The 1,816-nt window shown below is 70.9% G+C and carries 1 protein-coding gene; it reads right to left on the reverse strand.

The features are described from left to right. A partial coding sequence (locus BLR03_RS23770) for a 2Fe-2S iron-sulfur cluster-binding protein (protein WP_139184669.1) occupies positions 1-1,816 on the reverse strand: 1,816 nt, incomplete at both ends.

Here is a 1,816-nt window from a genome sequence, read left to right on the forward strand (position 1 = left end):
CATTCGCGCAGGACCGCGGTGTCCATGTCCTCGCCATCCTGCGGGTAGTACCACGGCCGCTTCCACTGCCCGACGTCCTCGAACAGCGCGCCTTGTGCGACGTGCCACGGGTGGATGGAGGTCAGGCGGGCGGGGTCGAACAGTTCCCCGCGCTGGCGTCCGGCCAGGGCCGCGAACGCCACCGGGGTGAACGGTGCCCGGTACGTGGTGGTGCCGATGTCACCGATGCCGCGGGACGCTTCGCCGGCTGTCCGGAGCGCGGCGGCGATGACGCCGATCGCGTTCACGCCGGAGGTCTTGCCTTGGTCGTTGGCGGTGCTGATCGAGGTGTAGCGCTTGATGTGTTCCACCGAGCGCATGCCGGCCCCGGTGGAGCGCAGGACGTCGGCCACCGACTGGTCGCGCTGGAAGTCGACGAAGTGGTGGTGCCAGTCATCCGCGCCGCCTTCCTGCCCGGGAACCAGCCAGAGCTGGCGGGTCGGTCCCGACGGCTTGGGTTCGCCAATGGCGGACGGCTGCGTAACGGACTCGAAGCCGGCGGCGATGGCAGCCGACGCTCCGGCGGAGATGCCCTCGGCGATGCAGTCGTCGAGTTCGAAGCTGCCGCGGCCGGCGCCGACGTTCTGCTGGTTGGGAACGACGGTGCTCGGCACAAACGCTGCCAGGTCCTCGTCCCAGCGAAGCTTGCCCTGCCGCTGGGAGTGCAGGTGCACCAGGGGGCTCCAGCCGCCGGAGACGGCCAGCAGATCGCAGGCGATCTCCTCGACGCCGGAGGTGAGCTCGCCGTCGTCGTTGATGCTCCGGACGGTGACGCCGAGGAGGCGCTCCTGCCCCGTGGTGTTGGCCACGGCGCTGCCGATCAGCACCCGTGTTCCGGCCGCGGCGGCTGCCGCGGCGGTTTCGCTCAGCTGCGGCCGGGCGTCGACGACGGCCTCGACCTTGACGCCGGCGGCCCGGAGGTCCGCGGCCAGGGCGTAGGCGCTGTCGTTGGTGGTGCTGATGACCACCCGGGACCCGGCGGCGACGGCGTAGCGGTTCAGGTAGCTGCGGACGGCGGAGGCGAGCATGATGCCTGGGCGGTCGTTGTTTTCGAAGACCAGCGGGCGTTCGTGGGCGCCGGGGGCCAGGATGACCTGGGCGGCGCGGATGTGCCAGATCCGCTGGCGGGACACGCCGGGCGCGGCCGGGCTGGACAGGTGGTCGGTGCGGTTCTGCACGGCGATGACGTAGTTGGCGTCGTAGGCGCCGAACGCGGTGGTGCGGTTCAGCACCGTGCACTCGGCCGCGGAGATCAGTTCGGCTTCAACATTGGCCACCCATTCCAGGGCGGGCTTGCCCTCGACGGACTCAGCCAGTCCGGGTGCGGTGGGTCCGGACAGCAGCGAGCCGCCAAGTTCGGGCTGGTCATCCATGAGGATGACCCGGGCGCCGGAGCGGACGGCTTCGCGTGCGGCGGCCAGGCCCGCGGGGCCTCCGCCGACCACGAGGACGTCGGTGTGGACGTATTTCTTGTCGTATTCGGCGTGGTCCTCGGCCGGGTCCAGCTTGCCGAGGCCACTAAGCAGTTCGGCGTTGAGCCCGTCCACGAGGGACACCGTGGTGGCGGGGAGCATGGATTCGGCCACGTGGCCCGGGAACCGGGCGGCGATCTTGACCATCGCGTTGGATTCCTCGACGCCGGCGGACATGATGCCGCGGGGCCGGTCCTCGTAGAGGGAGTTGCCCGCCCGGTGCCGGCCGTTGGCGAGCAGGGCCGAGGCGAGCGTGTCGCCGGGGTGTCCCGTGAATTCCTCGCCGTCCACGGTGAAGCGCCAGG

The organism is Arthrobacter sp. ok909, assembly GCF_900104405.1.
In the GTDB taxonomy this organism is placed as follows: Bacteria; Actinomycetota; Actinomycetes; order Actinomycetales; family Micrococcaceae; genus Arthrobacter; species Arthrobacter humicola.